The following is a 17,301-nucleotide window of genomic DNA, read 5'->3' on the forward strand; positions in this document are numbered from 1 at the left end:
CCTGGGTGGGCCCGAGGCGGGCCGGGTGTCCGGTGGAGGTGTCGGTTGACGATCTGTCGCGGCCGGCCCGGGAGGCTCGGCGGCCCGGGAGGCTCGGCCGGCGTCCGGTGGGGCGTACGGGAAAGGGCGCCCGGTGGGTTCCGGGCGCCCTTCGGGGTCGTACGGCCGGGGCCGTCGCGGTGTTACGCCTCCCTGACCCGCAAGGCCCGGGCGAGGTCGTCGAGCTGGTCGGCGAGCTTGCGGCGGAGGGCCGGGATGGGGTCGCCGTCGCTCAGGCACCGCTCGCCGAGGCGGAGGGTGTCGGCGGAGACGGCGTGGACGGGGAAGGCCCAGCGTCCGGCGGCCTCGGCGATGGCGGGGCCGCGGCGGGCGGCGACGGCGATGGCGTCCTGCCAGTAGCGCTCGACGTAGGGGCGGAGCAGGTCGCTCTGCTCGGGCTGCCAGAAGCCCTGCGCGGTGGCGGTGAACAGGTAGTTGGAGAGGTCGTCGGAGGCGAACATCTCGTCCCAGGCCCTGCTCTTGGCCTGCGGGTCGGGCAGGGCGGCGTGGCAGCGGGCGGCGCCTTCGCGGCCGGTGGCGCTGGGGTCCTGGACGAGTTCGGCCTCGATGACGGCGTCGTCGATCGCGCCGAGGACGGCGAGCCGGCCGAGGATGCGCCAGCGCAGTTCGGGGTCGAGTTCGGGGCCGCCGGGGACGGTGCCCTCGGAGAACCAGGCGCTGATGGTGTCGGGGTGGGCGGCGACGTCGATGTAGTGGCGTACGGCGGTCAGCCGGAGGCCGGGGTCGCGGCCGTCCTCGGTGCGGCGGATGAGGTCGCGGCAGAGGTCGGTGAGGGTGGCGAGGGCGGCGGGGCGGTCCTCGGGGGGCAGGTAGCGGTCGGCGACCTGGACGGTGGCGAAGGACAGGACGCCCTGGACGACGGCGAGGTCCGTCTCGCGCGGGAGGTGGGCGCGGGCGGCCTCCAGGTAGGCGGCGGGGGGCAGTTCGCCGTCGCGTACGGAGTCGCGCAGGGAGTTCCACACGACGGCGCGGGTGAGGGGTGTGGGCAGGGCGGACAGGGAGTGGCGGACGGCGGCGAACGATTCGGGGTCGAAGCGGACCTTGGCGTAGGAGAGGTCGCCGTCGTTGAGGAGGAGCAGGGCGGGCCGTTTGCCGATGGGGGCGGGGGTGCTCTGGGGGACGTCGAGTTCGAGGCGTCGGCGCAGGGTGAGGCGGCCGTCGTCGGTGAGGTCGGGGTCGTAGAGGCCGACGGCGATGCGGTGGGGGCGGCTGCCGGCGTGGTCGACGGTGAGGGTGCAGGTGCCGTCGTCGCCGGCGGTGACGGTGGGGGTGAGGGTGTCGATGCCGGTGGTGCGCAGCCAGGCCGCGGCCCAGGCGTGGACGTCGCGGTCGGTGGCGTCGGCGAGGGATTCGATGAAGTCGGCGAGGGTGGCGTTGCCGAACTTGTGGCGGGCGAAGTGGGTGTTGATGCCGGTGAGGAAGTCCTTCTCGCCGAGCCAGGCGACGAGTTGGCGCAGGGCGGAGGCGCCCTTGGCGTAGGAGATGCCGTCGAAGTTGAGCATCGCGGAGGCGGTGTCGGGGACGGCTTCGGGGTCGGGGGCGACGGGGTGGGTGGAGGGGCGCTGGTCGGCGTCGTAGCCCCAGGACTTGCGGGCGACGCCGAAGTCGGTCCAGGTGTCGGTGAAGCGGGTGGCTTCGGTGAGGGTCTGGTAGCCCATGTACTCGGCGAAGGACTCGTTCAGCCAGATGTCGTCCCACCAGCGGAGGGTGACGAGGTCGCCGAACCACATGTGCGCCATCTCGTGGGCGATGACCATGGCGCGAGTCTGCCGCTCGGTGTCGGTGACCGCGGAGCGGTAGATGAACTCGTCGCGGAAGGTGACGAGTCCGGGGTTCTCCATGGCGCCGGCGTTGAACTCGGGGACGAACGCCTGGTCGTAGGAGTCGAAGGGGTAGGGCTCCTCGAACTTCTCGTGGTAGCGGTCGAAGCAGGCGCGGGTGACGTCGAGGATCTCGTCGGCGTCGGTGTCGAGGTGGGGGGCGAGGGAGCGGCGGCAGTGGATGCCGAAGGGCAGGCCCTGGTGTTCGGTGCGTACGGAGTGCCAGGGGCCGGCGGCGACGGCGACGAGGTAGGTGGAGATCCGGGGGGTGGGTGCGGCTTTCCAGTGGCCGTCGCCGAGGTGTTCGGTGATGCCGTTGGCGAGGACGGTCCAGCCGTCGGGGGCGTGGACGGTGAGTTCGAAGACGGCCTTCAGGTCGGGCTGGTCGAAGGCGGGGAAGACGCGCTGGACGTCGTCCATGAACAGCTGGGTGTAGAGGTAGGTCTCGCCGTCGGTGGGGTCGGTGAAGCGGTGCATGCCTTCGCCGGTGCGGGAGTAGCGCATGGTGGCGTCGATGCGCAGTTCGTGCTCGCCGGCGGTGAGGCCGGTGAGGGGGAGCCGGTGCCCGGTGAGGGTGGCGGGGTCGAGGGGCTGTCCGTCGAGGGTGGCGGAGCGCAGGTCGGCGGGCTTGAGCTCGACGAAGGTGTCCGCGTCCGCGCGGGCCGTGAAGTGGATGGCGGTGTGGGAGCCGAAGGTCTCGTCTCCGCCGGTCACGTCGAGGGCGATCGTGTAGCGGTGGACGTCGAGGAGCTCGGCACGGGTCTGCGCTTCGTCGCGCGTCAGTACGGACATGGGGGACATGCTGCCCGATGGCCTGGGGATGGCACAGCGCCGGATCGGTACACGGCGTTTGTCCCGGGGTGGTGCGGTCGGGTGGGCCGTCCGGTCAGGTCAGGTCGTGTCCGCGGCGGGGGGTGCGGGCGGCCTCGCGCTGGACGGGGACGCGGTTGTCGGGGTGGGTGAGGGCGGGGGTGCGGGTGATTCGCGCGGCGGCTTGGGCGCGCAGGTCGCGGAGTTCGTGTTCGAGGGCCTGGGAGCGCTGGTGGGCGTCGTACAGGTAGCGGACCTTGGTGCGCAGGGTCCAGGGGTCGACGGGTTTCATGACGAGGTCGGCGACGCCGAGTCCGAAGGCGGTGGAGGTGAGTTCGGAGTCGGGGCCGAAGCCGGTGAGGAGGATGATCGGGATGTGCTGGGTCTGTTCCAGGCGGCGCATGTAGCGCACGACGTCGAGGCCGCTGACGCCGGGCATGCGCACGTCGAGCAGGAGCAGTCCCACCTGGCCCCGCAGGACCTCCTTGAGTGCTTCGTCGCCGCTGGTGGCGCGCGTCAGCCGGTAGCCCAGCGGAGCGAGCGCGCTCTCCAGCGCGTACAGCGTGTCCTCATGGTCGTCGACGATGAGAATCTTGGCATCCGACGGCATGCCCGGCGCCCCCTCGGCCCGACGTCCCTCGCACTTGGCCGACCAGCTTAGACCGAAGCGGCGTTCACGGCATGTGCCCGTGGCCTGACGAGGAGTGCTCAGGGCAGGATGCCCGCGCGCGGGCGCGCTGTCACTCCCCCGGACCGTGCGCGCGCGGGCGCGCGGTCACCGCGCCGGGCCGGACGGGCCGGTTCCGGAGTGGTCGGCGATGTGCTCGTGGTGGCGGATGACCTCGGCGATGATGAAGTTGAGGAGCTTTTCCGCGAAGGCGGGGTCGAGTTTCGCGTTCTCGGCGAGCTGGCGCAGCCGGGCGATCTGGCGGGACTCGCGGGCGGGGTCGGCGGGCGGCAGCTGGTGCCGGGCCTTGAGGTGTCCGACCTGCTGGGTGCATTTGAAGCGTTCGGCGAGCATGTGGACGACGGCGGCGTCGATGTTGTCGATGCTGTCGCGGAGCCGGCCGAGTTCGGCGCGCACGGCGGGGTCGACGGCGTCGTGTCCGGCCAAGGTGTTCGCTTCGTTGGCTTCGTTGGTGTTGCCGTGGGTCATGGGGGTCCACCCTAAGGGGCGTGGGGTCCTTCGATGATCGGCGGATCGTCGGGGTCCGGCATCCGGTCGCTCCATTCGCCGGGGGCGGTGCGGGCCTGTTGTTCGCGGAAGCGGACGGGTGCCGTGCCGACGCGGCGGGTGAACAGGCGGGAGAAGTAGGCGGGGTCGTCGTAGCCGACGCGGCGGGCGACGGCGGCGACGGGCAGGTCGGTGGCGGCGAGGAGTTCCTTGGCGTGGCCGAGGCGGATGCCGAGGAGGTAGTCCTTGGGGCTGGAGCCGGCGGCGCGGCGGACTGCGGTGCGCAGTTCGGCGGGGGTCATGCCGTGGCGGGCCGCGTGTTCGGCGACGGTGAGGGGCTGGAAGGCGTCGCGGGCGAGGGCCTGGAGGACTTCGTCGCCGTCGGGGGTGAGGTCGGCGCGGGCGCGGCGCAGGGCGACGAGGAGTTCGTGGACGGCGGCGCCGGTCTCCACGTCCAGCAGGGGGTTGTCGCGGCGGGCGGCGCGGGCGATGCGGGTGACGGTGGCGCGGGCGGCGCCGGCGTCGGCGTCGGCGAGGGGGACGACGGGCCGGCCGGGTTCGATGTAGCCGAGTTCGGTGTAGGTGGCGGTGGCGGGGCCGGTGAAGTCGACGAAGCACTCGTCCCAGGCGGGGTCGGGGCCGTAGTGGTGGGGGACGCCGGGGGTGAGCCAGAGCAGGGCCGGTGCGGTGACGGTGTGCCGGTGTCCGTGGGTGTCCTGGAACCAGCCGCTCCCGGCGGTGATCAGGACGGCGACGTGGTGGTCGAGGGTGCGGGGTCCGACGGTGGGCAGTCGCCCGTGCTGGAGTCCGACGCCGAGGCAGACGAGGCCGAGCCGGTGGTGGGCGGGGCCGGGGGTGAGGTACCGCATCCAGGTCCGGTACATCCGCCGCCTCCTGCCTTTTCGTCCGGGTTCCGGGGCTGTCGTGGGCTCGCTCGGGGGCTGTTCCGGGGGTCTTCGATTGGTCCAACCCGCGCTGATCTTTGTCCATGGACGTGGCTCCCGCCAGGGGGTGAGGGTGGTGGGCATGAGCGAGTTCACGGTGGGGGACGAGGATTTTCTGCTGGACGGGCGGCCGGTGCGGCTGCTGTCCGGGGCGCTGCACTACTTCCGGGTGCACGAGGCGCAGTGGGGGCACCGGCTGGGGATGCTGAAGGCGATGGGCCTCAACTGCGTGGAGACGTACGTGCCGTGGAATCTCCACGAGCCGTCCCCGGGGCGCTTCGCCGACGTGGGCCGGCTGGGCCGGTTCCTGGACGCGGTGCGGGAGGCCGGGTTGTGGGCGATCGTGCGTCCGGGGCCGTACATCTGCGCGGAGTGGGAGAACGGGGGGCTGCCGCACTGGCTGACGGGTTCCGGTGTCGCGCTGCGCAGCCGCGACGAGCGTTTCCTGGCGCCGGTGGGGCGCTGGTTCCGGCGGTTGCTGCCGGAGGTGGTGGCGAGGCAGGTCGACCGGGGTGGGCCGGTGCTGATGGTGCAGGTCGAGAACGAGTACGGCAGTTACGGTTCCGACGCCGTGTATCTGCGGTGGCTGGCGGACCTGCTGCGGGCCGAGGGCGTGTGTGTGCCGCTGTTCACCTCGGACGGTCCCGAGGACCACATGCTGACGGGCGGCGGTGTCCCGGGGGTCCTGGCGACGGTGAACTTCGGTTCGCGGGCGCGTGAGGCGTTCGCGGAGCTGCGCGGGTACCGTCCGCGGGGCCCGCTGATGTGCATGGAGTTCTGGTGCGGCTGGTTCGACCACTGGGGCGCCGAGCACGTCGTACGCGATCCCGGGGAGGCGGCGTCGGCGCTGCGGGAGATCCTGGAGTGCGGGGCGTCGGTCAACCTGTACATGGCGCACGGCGGTACGAGTTTCGGGGGCTGGGCGGGCGCCAACCGGGGTGGGGGCGAGCTGCACGAGGGGCCGCTGGAGCCGGACGTGACGTCGTACGACTACGACGCGCCGGTCGACGAACTGGGGCGCCCCACCGAGAAGTTCTGGCGTTTCCGTGAGGTGCTCGCCGCGTACGCGGACGGGCCGCCGCCGGAGGTGCCGCCGGCCCCGCCGGAGCTGGGGGCGTCCGCGGTGGCCGCGCTGGAGGGGTGGGCGTCGCTGGACACCGTGCTGGACGCGGTGGGCGGTCCGGAGGGCGAGTACGCGATGCCGCCGACGTTCGAGGAACTGGACGTGGACCGGGGGCTGGTGAAGTACGAGGTGAGCGTTCCCGGGCCCCGGCAGCCCCGTCCGCTGACCCTGCGCGGCCTGCGGGACCTCGCCGTGGTGAATGTCGACGGTGTGCGGGCGGGGGTGCTGTCGGAGGGCGACGAGCAGCTCCGGGAGCCGGTCGCGGGGCCGGCGCGCGTGGAGGTGTGGGTGGAGTCCCTGGGGCGGGTCAACTACGGGCCGCGTACGGGCGAGCCGAAGGGCGTCACCGGCGGGCTGCTGCACGAGCGGCAGTACCTGCACGGGGTGCGGGCGCGCGGGCTGCGGCTCGACGCGCTGGACGACGTGGGCTCCGTCCCCTTCACGCCGGTGCCCGCGAGCGGCGCCCCGGGGCTGTACCGCGGCACCGTGACGGTGCGCGGCGCGGGTGACGCGTTCCTCGAACTCCCGGGCTGGACGCGGGGGTTCGCCTGGGTCAACGGCTTCTGCCTGGGCCGGTACTGGTCCGTCGGACCGCAGCGGGCGCTGTACGTGCCCGGGCCGGTGCTGCGGGAGGGGGCCAACGAGGTGTGGGTGCTGGAGTGCGAGGGCGCCGGTGCGCAGGCCCCGGATCTCCCGGAGGCGGCCGGTGCGGTGGCGGCGGTGCCGTCGCCGGTGCTGCGCGCCCCGGCCGAGGCGGAGTCGCGGTCCGGTGCGGCGGAGTCGCGGGCGGGCGCCGGGACGGGGTGACGCCGGGAGAGGGGTGGCGTCGGCGACCGGGCGGGGGGCGTGGCCCGGGTCCTGGCGGCGGCGCGGACGCCCGGGGTGCCGCTCGGGGTGCCGCTCGGGGTGCCGCTCGGGCCCGGACGGGGCCCGAGCGGTGTGGCGACGGTGGTTACAGTCCGGCCGCCGCCCGCGCTATGTCGGCCGCGAAGGTCGACACCTCGCTGTAGACGCCGGGGTACCCGGCCCGCGCGCAGCCCTCGCCCCAGCTGACGATCCCGACCTGGAGGTAGGCGCCGGTGTCGTCCTTGCGGAACATGGGTCCGCCCGAGTCGCCCTGGCAGGTGTCGACGCCGCCCTGCGGGAAGCCCGCGCAGATCTCGTCGCCGGGCACGAGGTCGCTGCCGTACGCCTGACGACAGGTGGCGTCGTCGACGAAGGGGACGGCGGCCTTGAGCAGGTACCGCTGCTGGGAGCCGCCCTCGCGCGCGGCTCCCCATCCGGCGACGGTGAAGGTGCCGTTGTTGTACGCGGTGGTGGTGGCGATCTTCAGGGTGGGCAGCTCGATGGGCCGGGCGAGCTTGATGAGGGCCCAGTCCTTGCCCTTGCCGTTGTAGCCGGGGGCCTGGAGCACCTTGGTGGACCTGACCTTGGTCGCGCCGCTGCTCTGCAGGTCGACGACGCCGGCGGTGGCGGTGATGGAGGTGTTGCTGCCGGAGCCGTTGACGCAGTGGGCGGCGGTCAGGACGACGTCCTTGGCGTACAGGGCGCCGCCGCAGCCCATGGAGAGGCGGACCATGAACGGGAACTCGCCCTGCGCGGCCCGGGTCCCGCCGACGACGGGCTGGGGCGCGGCCTGGGCGGACAGGGGCTGGAGGGAGACGGCGGCGAGGGTCACGGCGCCGGCCGCGAGGAGCCGTCTGAGCCCGGTGAACTTCCGGAGAGACTTCAACGTGCTTCCTTTCGTGGGGGGTTGCGCGAGGAAGCCGGGTCTTATGGCATGACCCCGCCAACTCGCGGTTGGATTATCGAGACGGCCGCACCCGCCCCACAAGGCGCCCTTTCCGGCCACGACGGGCCGCGGACGTCCGCCCCGAGGACTTCGGCCCGGAGAGCGGCCATCCCGTGCTCGGGCCTCCGCGAGCCTCAGCCGCGCCCACCCGGCCGGCGGGCGTGCCGCGGACCGGCGACGTCCGCGCGAACGGCCGCGCCCACGGAAACGGCCGCGCCGACGCGGCGGCCGTCCCCGTAAGGTGGAGAGAGGAGTCCAGGTCTCCCCAGGGGCCTGTTCCGGCGTCTTCAGGGGGTGCGGACGTGGCGAACGGCGGACCGGTCGAGCACGGCTTCCCGCACCTGGACACCGTGCGGGCGGCGATCACGGCGCTCTGGAGACGGCTGTCCTACGACACCGTCCAGACGTTCGCGAGCAGCGTGCCCCCGGCCGACGTGGCGTTCTGCGACACCGACGACCTGCATCTGGGTGCCCAGCGCGTGGCCCGCGAGATGGTGCGGCACTACCGGCTGCCGGACGCCAGGATGGTCGTCGGCTTCCGCGAGATGACCCATGCGGCGAACGTCGAACTCACCGCTGGGCCCGAGTACTTCGTCGAGCTCAACGACCGCTTCCGCACCCACCGGCGCGACATCGGGGCCGCCCTCGCCCACGAGGTGATGCACGTCTACCTGCACCGCCTCGACCTCGCCTTCCCCGGCACCCGGGACAACGAGATCCTCACGGACACCGCGGCGGCGTACCTCGGCGCGGGCTGGCTCCTGCTCGACGCCTTCCGCGAGGACGCGTCCTCCTCGCAGAAGCTCGGTTATCTGACGCCGGAGGAGTTCGGCTACGTGCTCGCCAAGCGGGCCCTGGTCTTCGGCGAGGACCCGTCGGTGTGGTTCACCAGCCCGCAGGCGTACACGGCGTACACGAAGGGCATGGCGCGGGCCCGCCACGACGAGCAGCAGCCGCCGCTGACCGCGGCCGGGTGGGCGGGCCGCCGCCGCTACGCGAAGGACCGCCGCCACGCCCGGGACCACCGGCTGCCGCCGGACCCGCAGCCCGGCGCGTCCTACACGTTCACGCCGGACGGCGACGGGCCGCTGCGGGTGTCGTTCCCGTGCCCCACCTGCCACCAGCGCATCCGGGTCCCCGTCCGCGGCCGGGTGCGGGCCCGCTGCGCCCTGTGCCGGACGGTGCTGGAGTGCGACACCTGAGCCCGGTGCGCCCGGCCGCCATCGGTGTGCCGTACGCCGCCCCCGTCACGGCGTCCGCTCCCCCGACCCGTGGACCGGTGCCGGGGCCACCGCCTCGGCCAGGAGTTCCCGGGCGGTCTCCCCGGCCTGCGCGGGAGTCCACCGCGCGCCCTTGTCGGCGGTGGGGCCAGGACGCCAGCCCTCCATCACCGTGATGCGCCCGCCCTCGGCCTCGAAGACCCGGCCGGTGACGCCGGCGCACGCGTCGGAGCCGAGCCACACGACGAGCGGCGACACGTTCGCGGGCGCCATCGCGTCGAAGGCGCCGGGGGTGTCCGGCGGGGCCATGGCCTGGGCGAAGGCCTGTTCGGTCATGCGGGTGCGGGCCGCGGGGGCGATCGCGTTGACCTGGACGCCGTACCGCGCGAGTTCGGCCGCGGCGACCAGGGTCAGCCCGAGGATCCCGGCCTTCGCGGCGCTGTAGTTCCCCTGCCCGACCGAGCCCGACAGGCCGGCGCCGCTGCTGGTGTTCACGATGCGGGCCCGCGGCGGGCGTCCCGCCTTCGCCTCCGCCCGCCAGTGCGCCGCCGCGTGCCTGAGGGGCAGGAAGTGGCCCCGGAGGTGGACGCGCAGCACGGCGTCCCAGTCGTCCTCGCCGAGGTTGACCAGCATGCGGTCGCGCAGGAATCCGGCGTTGTTGACGAGGGTGTCGAGGCGTCCGTAGGTGTCGAGGGCGGTGCGGACGAGGGAGGCGGCCCCCTCGGTGGTCGCGACGTCGCCGCCGTGGGCGACGGCCGCGCCGCCCGCCGCCCGGATCTCCTCGGCCACGCGCGCGGCCGGGCTGTCCGGGTCCGGGGTGCCGTCGAGGCCGACCCCGAGATCGTTGACGACGACCCGGGCGCCCTCGGCGGCGAACGCGAGGGCGTGCGCCCGGCCGAGTCCGCGGCCCGCGCCGGTGACCACCACGACCCGCCCCTCGCACAGCAGGGGTGCGCTCATCTCAGTCCTCCTTGCCGGCGGTCGCTGCGTCGAGGAAGCGGGGCCTTTCCCCGCCGCCGTGCACGAGCAGGCTCGCCCCGCTGACGTACGCGGCGGCGTCGGAGGCGAGGAAGACGGCGGCCCGGCCCACGTCGGCGGGTTCGGCGAGGCGTCCGAGCGGGACGGTCCGGGCGACGGCTGCGAGGGCGTCCTCGTCGCCGTAGTGCAGGTGGGACCGCTCGGTGCGGACCATGCCGACGACGAGGGTGTTGACCCGGATGTCGGGCGCCCACTCGACGGCCATCGAGCGGGCGAGGCTCTCCAGTCCCGCCTTGGCCGCGCCGTAGGCCGCCGTACCGGGCGAGGGCCGGGTGCCGCTCACGCTGCCGATCATCACGATCGCCCCCTTGGCTCGCCGGAGTTGCCGGCGTGCGGCGAGCGAGGCGGTCAGCGGCGCCGTGAGGTTGAGCTCGATCACACGCGCGTGCCGCTCGGCCTCCGAGTCCGCGAGCGGCCGGTACGGGGTGCCGCCCGCGTTGTTGACCAGGACGTCGACGCGGGCCAGGCCGTCGAAGAAGTCACGGACGGCGTCCGGGTCCCGCAGGTCGACGGAGGTGAAGCCGACGCCCTGGAGCGGGCGTGGCGGCGGCCTGCGGGCGCAGACGACGACATCGGCGCCCGCCGCGGCGAAGGCCCGCGCGATCCCGGCGCCCACGCCGCGGGTGCCGCCGGTGACGACGACGGTCCTGCCGCCGAGATCCACGTCGTCCACAGGGCCTCCCGCTCTGATGCGTTCGCTGCTAGCTTCGACGGTGCACCTAACAAACGTTTGGTGGAAAGGTAGCTGATGCGCCCATGGGTGTCTCCACCTCGTCCCCGGAATCCGGGATTTCCGTCGTCACGGTCGACTACCCGCCGGTGAACGCGCTGCCGGTGCGGGGCTGGTTCGAGCTGGCCGACGCCGTCCGCTCCGCGGGCCGCGACCCGGCCGTGCGCTGCGTCGTGCTCGGGGCGACGGGGCGCGGGTTCAACGCCGGGGTCGACCTCAAGGAGATACAGCGGGACACGGAGGGGCACGACGCGCTGATCGGGGCGAACAGGGGCTGCTTCGAGGCCTTCGCCGCGGTGTACGAGTGCGAGGTGCCGGTCGTCGCCGCGGTGCAGGGCTTCTGTCTGGGCGGCGGCATCGGGCTGGTGGGGAACGCGGACGCGATCGTCGCGAGCCAGGACGCCACGTTCGGGCTGCCCGAGCTGGAGCGGGGCGCGCTCGGCGCCGCCACGCATCTCGCCCGGCTGGTGCCGCCCCACCTGATGCGCGTCCTGTACTACACCTCGCGCACGGCGACCGCCGCCGAGCTGCACGCGCACGGCTCGGTCTGGCGGGTCGTACCGCGTGGCGAACTGCCCGCACGGGCCCTGGAGCTGGCCCGCGAGATCGCCGCCAAGGACGGCGGTCTGGTCCGGCTCGCCAAGGCCGCCATCAACGGCATCGACCCCGTGGACGTGCGCCGCAGCTACCGCTTCGAGCAGGGCTTCACCTTCGAGGCCGGCCTGAGCGGGGTCGCGGGCCGGGTCCGTGACCGCTTCGGCAGGGAGCCTGCGCCGGCTCCGGCGGGTGAACCCGCACCGGCTTCGGCGGGTGAGCCGGTGGGCGGGGCGGAGGGGGTCCGATGAGCGACAAGAGGATGTCGGCCGAGGAGGCCGTCGGCCGGCTGGAGAGCGGGATGACGCTCGGCATCGGCGGCTGGGGCTCGCGCCGCAAGCCGATGGCGCTGGTGAGAGCACTGCTCCGGTCCCGGATCACCGATCTCACCGTCGTCTCGTGCGGCGGCCCGGACGTCGGCCTGCTCGCCGCCGCGGGTCGCGTCCGCAGGCTCGTCACCCCCTTCGTCACCCTCGACTCGATCCCGCTCGAACCGCACTACCGCGCGGCACGGCAGCGGGCGGAGTTCGAGCTGACGGAGATCGACGAGGCGATGTTCATGTGGGGGCTGCACGCGGCGGCCAACCGGTTGCCCTTCCTGCCGGTGCGGGCCGGCCTGGGCTCCGACGTGATGCGGGTCAACCCGGCCCTGCGGACGGTCACCTCGCCGTACGCCGACGCCAGGACGGGCGTCCGGGAGGAGTTCGTCGCCATGCCGGCCCTGCGCCTGGACGCCGCGCTGGTGCACATGAACCGCGCGGACCGCCTGGGCAACGGGCAGTATCTGGGCCCCGACCCGTACTTCGACGACCTGTTCTGCGAGGCGGCCGACGCCGCGTACGTCTCGTGCGAGCGGCTCGTGGAGACCGCCGCGCTGACCGCGGACGCCGCCCCGCAGACGCTGCTGCTGAAGCGGTCGTACGTGACCGGCGTCGTCGAGGCACCGGGCGGCGCGCACTTCACGTCCTGCGCCCCGGACCACGGACGCGACGAGGCCTTCCAGAGGCTCTACGCGGGCACGCCGTACGCCGAGTTCGCCGAGCGGTTCCTGAGCGGCGGCGAACAGGACTACCAGCGCGCCGTCCGCGCCTGGCGGAAGGAAGGGACCTCGTGAGCACCCCCGCCGCACCGCCTCCCCCGCCCACCCGCGCCGAGTACTGCGTGATCGCCTGCGCCGAGACCTGGCGCGGCGCCGGGGAGGTGCTCGCCTCCCCCATGGGCGTGATCCCGGCCCTCGGCGCCCGGCTGGCCCGGCTCACCTTCGCACCCGACCTGCTGCTCACGGACGGCGAGGCGATGCTCGTCGGGCCGGACGGCACCCCGGAGGGCTGGTTGCCGTACCGCGCGCACCTGGCCCTGGTGACCGGCGGGCGGCGGCACGTGATGATGGGCGCGAGCCAGCTCGACCGCTTCGGCAACCAGAACATCGCGTGCGTCGGCGACTGGTCCCGGCCCGTCCGCCAGCTCCTCGGCGTGCGGGGCGCTCCGGTCAACACCCTGAACAATCCGACCAGTTACTGGGTGCCGAAGCACTCGCCGCGCGTCTTCGTCGCGGCCGTCGACATGGTGTGCGGAGTGGGGTACGACCGGGCCGCGGCGGCGGGACCGGGCGCGAGCCGCTACCACCGCGTCGCCCGCGTCGTCTCCGACCTCGGTGTCCTCGACTTCGACACCCCCGACCACGCGATGCGCCTCGCCTCCCTGCACCCGGGCGTCACCGTGGAGCAGGTCCGGGCGGCGACCGGCTTCGCGCTGCACGTCCCCGACGAGGTGCCCCGCACCCGTGAACCGACGGACGAGGAGCGCCGGTTGCTCCGCGAGGTGGTCGACCCCGAGGGTGCCCGGGACCGCGAGGTGGCCGACCCCGCCGCGCCCGCCCCGCGTCCGGCGGGGCGCTGATGGAGACCGCGCTGACCAGGCTCGTCGGCGTCCGCCATCCGGTCGTGCAGACCGGCATGGGCTGGGTGGCGGGCCCCCGCCTGGTCTCCGCCGCGGCGAACGCGGGCGCCCTCGGCATCCTGGCCTCCGCGACGATGGCACCCGGCCGGCTGCGGGAGGCGATACGGGAGGTCAAGTCCCGTACGGACGCGCCGTTCGGGGTGAATCTGCGCGCGGACGCGGGGGACGCCGGTGACCGGGTGCGGATCATCGTCGAGGAGGGGGTGCGCGTCGCGTCCTTCGCGCTCGCGCCCTCGCGGGAGCTGATCGGCGAGCTGAAGGAGGCGGGGGTCGTCGTCGTCCCGTCCGTCGGTGCGCGGCGGCACGCGGAGAAGGTGGCCGCCTGGGGCGCGGACGCGGTGATCGTGCAGGGCGGCGAGGGCGGCGGGCACACCGGTGAGGTGGCGACGACGGTGCTGCTGCCGCAGGTGGTGGACGCGGTGGACATCCCGGTCGTGGCGGCTGGCGGCTTCCACGACGGGCGGGGGCTGGTGGCGGCGCTGGCGTACGGGGCGGCGGGCGTGGCGATGGGCACGCGCTTCCTGCTGACGTCCGACTCTACGGTCCCGGCCGCCGTGCTGGCGAGATACCTGGCGGCGACGGTCAAGGACGTCACGCTCACCACGGCCGTCGACGGTCTCCCGCACCGGATGCTGCGGACGGACCTGGTGGACGCCCTGGAACGGTCGGGGCGTACGCGGTCGCTGGTCCGGGCGCTGTGGCGAGCCGCCGGGTTCCGGAAGGTCTCCGGCCTGTCCTGGTCCCGGATGGTCCGCGACGGACTCGCGATGCGGCACGGCAGGGACCTGGCCTGGAGCCAGGTGCTGATGGCCGCCAACACCCCGATGCTGCTCAGGGCGTCGATGGTCGACGGCCGTACGGACCTGGGGCTGATGTCGGCCGGGCAGGTCGCGGGCGTGATCGAGGACCTGCCGTCGTGCGCGGAGCTGGTCGAGCGGGTGATGGCGCAGGCGGAGGCGACACTCCGGACGCTGACACCCGATGCCCCGCCCCGCCCCTGAGTCACCGGTGTCGCCAGGGGCCGACTCCGGGTCACTCGCTGCCTGGGCTCCCCCTTGAGGCCCAGGCCCCCCGGGCAGCCCCTCGGGCGCGGCCTCCCCCTTCCTGGGCAGTCCCTCGGGCGCGGCCTCCCCCTTCCTGGGCAGTCCCTCGGGCGCGGCCTCCCCCTTCCTGGGCAGTCCCTCGGGCGCCGGCCTCCCCCTTGAGGCCCACGCCCGCCCGGGCAGCCCTCCGGCACCTCACGCGCGTACAGGCGGACGCGCCGAAAGCGCCGGAGCCGTCGGCCGCGTCGAAGGCGCCGGACGCGGCAGGCACGCCGGACGTGTCAGAGGCGTTCGATGATCGTCACGTTCGCCTGGCCGCCGCCCTCGCACATGGTCTGGAGGCCGAAGCGGCCGCCGGTGCGCTCCAGTTCGTGCAGCAGGGTCGTCATCAGCTTCACGCCGGTGGCGCCGAGCGGATGGCCGAGGGCGATGGCGCCGCCGTTGACGTTGACCTTCTCCGGGTCCGCCCCGGTCTCCCGCGTCCAGGCGAGGACGACCGGCGCGAACGCCTCGTTGATCTCCACCAGGTCGATGTCGTCGAGGGACATGCCGGTCCTCTTCAGCGCGTGCGCGGTGGCCGGGATGGGCGCGGACAGCATGCGGACGGGGTCCTCCCCGCGGACGGAGAGGTGGTGGACGCGGGCGCGCGGTGTCAGGCCGTGCGTGCGCAGCGCCCGTTCGGAGGCGAGCAGCATCGCGGCGGCGCCGTCGGAGACCTGGGAGGAGCAGGCGGCGGTGATCGTGCCGCCGTCCACGACAGGTTTCAGGGCGGCCATCTTCTCCAGCGAGGTGTCCCGGCGCGGCCCCTCGTCGGCGGTGACCGGCCCGTAGGCCACGGTCTCGCGGGCGAAGCGGCCCTCGTCGGCGGCGCGTACGGCCCGCCGGTGCGAGCGCAGGGCGTACTCCTCCTGGTCGCGGCGGGTGATCCCCCACTTCGCGGCGATCATCTCGGCGCCGTGGAACTGGTCGACGGGCAGGTCGCCGTAGCGGGCCCGCCAGCCCTCGCTGCCCGCGAAGGGGCCTTCGGTGAGGCCGAGCGGTTCGGCGGCCCGGCGGGAGGCGAAGGCGATGGGGATCCGCGTCATGTTCTGGACGCCGCCCGCGACGACGAGGTCCTGCGTGCCGGACAGGACGGCCTGGGCGGCGAAGTGCACGGCCTGCTGGGAGGATCCGCACTGGCGGTCGACGGTGACGCCGGGCACCTCCTCGGGCAGTCCGGCGGCCAGCCAGCTGGTGCGGGCGATGTCACCGGCCTGGGGTCCGACCGCGTCCAGGCAGCCGAAGACGACGTCCTCGACGGCGGCGGGGTCCACCCCGCTCCGCCCGACCAGGGCCTTGAGGACGTGTGCGCCCAGGTCGGCCGGGTGCACCCCGCCCAGTCCCCCGCCGCGTCGCCCGACGGGGGTGCGGACCGCTTCGACGATGTAGGCCTCGGCCATGACGGTGTCCCTCCAGGGTCACGTGTCGCGTAGGGAGATCCCGTCCAGCACCATCGACAGGTACTGCCGGGCGATCTCCTCGGGGCTGTGCTGTCCGCCGGGCCGGTACCAGGACGCGGCGACCCAGACGGTGTCGCGCACGAAGCGGTAGGTGAGCCGGATGTCCAGGTCGGCGCGGAACACCTCGGCGGCCACGCCGCGTTCGAGCGTGCTGAGCCACGCCTTCTCGAAGTTGCGCTGGGATTCGGCGAGGAACGCGAAGCGCTCCTGCGCGACGAGGTGCCGGGACTCCTTCTGGTAGATGGCGACGGCGGCGCGGTGCCGGTCGATCTCCCGGAAGGACTCGGTGACGAGGGCCTCCAGGGTCTCCCGGGGCCCGAGTTCGGCGGCGAGGACGGTGTCGTAGCCGTCCCAGAGCTCGTCGAGGAAGGTCCGCAGGATCTCCTCCAGCATCGATTCCTTGGAGTCGAAGTGGTAGTAGAGGCTGCCCGCGAGCATGCCGGCGTGGTCGGCGATCTTGCGTACGGTGGTGGCGTTGTAGCCCTGGTCGGCGAAGACCTCGGCGGCCGTGCCGAGGAGTTCACGGCGCCGCTCCGGCGATGCGGTCACCTGGGTCTTCTTCTTGGTAGGCACACGGTCATTGTCGTCCTAGGTCGTGTCCGCGAAGACCCGCCCTCCGGGCGGACGACGGGTCTTCGCGGACACGACCTAGGCATGCTGGCTGCTGACGGACAGGACCTCGCCGGTGAGGTACGAGGAGTAGCCGGACGCCAGGAACACGATCACGTTGGCCACCTCCCAGGGCTCGGCGTACCGGCCGAAGGCCTCGCGGGCGGTGAGTTCCTCCAGCAGTTCGGGGGTGGTGACCTTCACCAGGTGCGGGTGCATGGCGAGGCTGGGCGAGACGGCGTTGACCCGGACCCCGTAGGCGGCTGCCTCCATCGCGGCGCACCGGGTGAGCGCCATGACCCCGGCCTTGGCGGCGGCGTAGTGGGCCTGTCCGGCCTGGGCGCGCCAGCCGACGACGGAGGCGTTGTTGACGACGACTCCCCCGTGGCCGTGGTGCCGGAACAGGCGCAGGGCGGCGCGGGTGCAGCGGAAGGTCCCGGTCAGGGTCACGTCGAGGACCTTCGACCACTGTGCGTCGGTCATGTCGGCGAGGGGTGCGGTCCCGCCGAGGCCGGCGTTGTTGACGACGACGTCCAGGCGGCCGTGGAGGGCGGCGGCGGTGTCGAAGAGGGCCCGGACCTGGTCCTCGTCGGTGACGTCGCAGGGCCGGGCGGCGACGTTCGCGGCGCCGAACTCCTCGGCCAGGGCGCGGGCGGTGTCGTCCAGCCGTCGTGCGTGGGCGTCGCCGAGGAGGACGCGCGCGCCCTCCTCCAGGAAGCGGCGGGCGGTGGCGCCGCCGATGCCGGTGCCCGCGGCGGCGGTGATGACGGCGGTGCGGCCGCTCAGCAGCCCGTGGCCTGGTACGTACGCCGGACTCTCGACGTCGCTCATGACCCCAAGCTAACCTACCAAACACTTGTTAGGGAAGGTGCGGCCCGCCGCCGGC

16 protein-coding genes are annotated in these 17,301 nt (G+C 73.8%); 6 read left to right on the forward strand and 10 right to left on the reverse strand.

What is annotated here, in order from left to right; genetic code table 11:
- Positions 1-182: 182 nt before the first annotated feature.
- From pepN to ACZ4VA_RS18160, 4 genes are all read right to left on the reverse strand, one after another.
- Positions 183-2,681, reverse strand: a complete 2,499-nt coding sequence (pepN, locus tag ACZ4VA_RS18145) for an aminopeptidase N (protein WP_468081996.1) — start codon at positions 2,679-2,681, stop codon at positions 183-185.
- Positions 2,682-2,766: 85 nt separating this feature from the next.
- On the reverse strand, positions 2,767-3,300 hold the full coding sequence (locus ACZ4VA_RS18150; protein ID WP_355780664.1) for a response regulator: 534 nt from the start codon (positions 3,298-3,300) through the stop codon (positions 2,767-2,769).
- A gap of 165 nt (positions 3,301-3,465) precedes the next feature.
- On the reverse strand, positions 3,466-3,846 hold the full coding sequence (locus tag ACZ4VA_RS18155; RefSeq protein WP_355780684.1) for a chorismate mutase: 381 nt from the start codon (positions 3,844-3,846) through the stop codon (positions 3,466-3,468).
- 11 nt (positions 3,847-3,857) lie between these two features.
- Entirely contained in the window at positions 3,858-4,748 is an 891-nt protein-coding gene (locus ACZ4VA_RS18160; protein WP_468081998.1) for a helix-turn-helix domain-containing protein, read from the reverse strand.
- Between the two features lie 142 nt (positions 4,749-4,890).
- Between ACZ4VA_RS18160 and ACZ4VA_RS18165 the strand changes: the two genes are divergently transcribed.
- Entirely contained in the window at positions 4,891-6,738 is a 1,848-nt protein-coding gene (locus ACZ4VA_RS18165; protein ID WP_356238958.1) for a glycoside hydrolase family 35 protein, read from the forward strand.
- A 145-nt stretch (positions 6,739-6,883) separates the two neighbouring features.
- Here ACZ4VA_RS18165 and ACZ4VA_RS18170 read toward each other — a convergent pair whose 3' ends face one another.
- Positions 6,884-7,663 (reverse strand): S1 family peptidase, encoded by a 780-nt coding sequence (locus ACZ4VA_RS18170; protein WP_356169143.1) that lies wholly within the window; start codon positions 7,661-7,663, stop codon positions 6,884-6,886.
- Between the two features lie 362 nt (positions 7,664-8,025).
- On the opposite strand from ACZ4VA_RS18170, the gene ACZ4VA_RS18175 reads away from it, so the two are divergent.
- On the forward strand, positions 8,026-8,925 hold the full coding sequence (locus ACZ4VA_RS18175; RefSeq protein WP_356169140.1) for a hypothetical protein: 900 nt from the start codon (positions 8,026-8,028) through the stop codon (positions 8,923-8,925).
- Positions 8,926-8,970: 45 nt separating this feature from the next.
- Here ACZ4VA_RS18175 and ACZ4VA_RS18180 read toward each other — a convergent pair whose 3' ends face one another.
- Together ACZ4VA_RS18180 and ACZ4VA_RS18185 are read right to left on the reverse strand one after the other, a co-directional pair.
- Complete coding sequence (locus ACZ4VA_RS18180; protein WP_356169137.1) at positions 8,971-9,903, reverse strand: SDR family oxidoreductase; 933 nt, start codon at positions 9,901-9,903, stop codon at positions 8,971-8,973.
- Between the two features lies 1 nt (position 9,904).
- The gene (locus ACZ4VA_RS18185) at positions 9,905-10,645 is read right to left on the reverse strand and encodes an SDR family oxidoreductase (protein WP_356169318.1); all 741 of its coding nucleotides are present in this window, start codon (positions 10,643-10,645) and stop codon (positions 9,905-9,907) included.
- A 92-nt stretch (positions 10,646-10,737) separates the two neighbouring features.
- On the opposite strand from ACZ4VA_RS18185, the gene ACZ4VA_RS18190 reads away from it, so the two are divergent.
- From ACZ4VA_RS18190 to ACZ4VA_RS18205, 4 genes are read left to right on the forward strand one after another with little or no spacing between them, the layout of a single operon-like run.
- Complete coding sequence (locus ACZ4VA_RS18190) at positions 10,738-11,556, forward strand: enoyl-CoA hydratase family protein (protein WP_468082001.1); 819 nt, start codon at positions 10,738-10,740, stop codon at positions 11,554-11,556.
- Positions 11,553-12,419, forward strand: a complete 867-nt coding sequence (locus ACZ4VA_RS18195) for a CoA transferase subunit A (RefSeq protein ID WP_355788452.1) — start codon at positions 11,553-11,555, stop codon at positions 12,417-12,419. Before ACZ4VA_RS18190 ends, ACZ4VA_RS18195 begins: the two co-directional genes overlap by 4 nt.
- Complete coding sequence (locus tag ACZ4VA_RS18200) at positions 12,416-13,204, forward strand: CoA-transferase subunit beta (protein WP_356238947.1); 789 nt, start codon at positions 12,416-12,418, stop codon at positions 13,202-13,204. Before ACZ4VA_RS18195 ends, ACZ4VA_RS18200 begins: the two co-directional genes overlap by 4 nt.
- Positions 13,204-14,265, forward strand: a complete 1,062-nt coding sequence (locus ACZ4VA_RS18205; RefSeq protein ID WP_356169126.1) for an NAD(P)H-dependent flavin oxidoreductase — start codon at positions 13,204-13,206, stop codon at positions 14,263-14,265. Before ACZ4VA_RS18200 ends, ACZ4VA_RS18205 begins: the two co-directional genes overlap by 1 nt.
- A gap of 323 nt (positions 14,266-14,588) precedes the next feature.
- On the opposite strand, the gene ACZ4VA_RS18210 is transcribed toward ACZ4VA_RS18205, so the two are convergent.
- The 3 genes from ACZ4VA_RS18210 to ACZ4VA_RS18220 form a co-directional block, all read right to left on the reverse strand.
- Complete coding sequence (locus ACZ4VA_RS18210) at positions 14,589-15,746, reverse strand: acetyl-CoA C-acetyltransferase (protein WP_356169123.1); 1,158 nt, start codon at positions 15,744-15,746, stop codon at positions 14,589-14,591.
- A gap of 18 nt (positions 15,747-15,764) precedes the next feature.
- Complete coding sequence (locus ACZ4VA_RS18215; RefSeq protein WP_355793789.1) at positions 15,765-16,379, reverse strand: TetR/AcrR family transcriptional regulator; 615 nt, start codon at positions 16,377-16,379, stop codon at positions 15,765-15,767.
- 75 nt (positions 16,380-16,454) lie between these two features.
- Positions 16,455-17,246 (reverse strand): SDR family oxidoreductase, encoded by a 792-nt coding sequence (locus ACZ4VA_RS18220; RefSeq protein WP_356238940.1) that lies wholly within the window; start codon positions 17,244-17,246, stop codon positions 16,455-16,457.
- Positions 17,247-17,301: the final 55 nt, after the last annotated feature.

It is taken from the genome of Streptomyces sp. NPDC028308, from assembly GCF_055565855.1.